This window comes from Oleiphilus sp. HI0067 (assembly GCF_001635735.1).
Window position 1 is genome coordinate 1 of the sequence record NZ_LWFI01000746.1, and the last position, 501, is coordinate 501.

Genomic DNA, 501 nt, shown 5'->3' on the forward strand with positions numbered 1-501 from the left:
CGAAGTATGGTACTCAGCATGGGGCTATACAGAAAAAGGTAAAGTACATGCCCGCTTAACCTACAACCCGTATTATGCTGAGCTGGAATCAACAATTAGCGAAATGGCTGAGTTATAACGCGGTGTAACTGGAGAAAAGGAACGCTCTCGGTAACACCAGCACTGGAGCGTTCATTCATCAAGACGTATTTTTAAGATGAAGTGTTGAAATGGAGTGTTAAGAAAGCTTATCTAGAAGCGCATCAAAAAACTCAGACTGAGAGTTATCTCGGCCTACGGATGTATCAAAACGTTGTTGTAAGTCTTTAAGCAAAGACTCGCCTGTCTGCTCAAGCCCCACTTTTTCACTAAACTCTTGTGCGGTTTTTAGAAGCTTTTCTACGCGCTCAGCATAATCACTGAGCAAAGTTTGAATACCGAGCGGAAGCTGCGGAGCGCGATACTCATCGGGAACAGGCGTATTGAATTGAGCAGCCCGCACATCGGTTTGCTCAATAACAG

1 protein-coding gene is annotated in these 501 nt (G+C 44.7%); it reads right to left on the bottom strand.

Annotation, left to right across the window (positions count from 1 at the left end; genetic code table 11):
* Positions 1 to 217: 217 nt before the first annotated feature.
* On the bottom strand, positions 218 to 501 hold a 284-nt coding region (locus A3739_RS29710), incomplete at its 5' end, for a hypothetical protein (RefSeq protein WP_197472200.1).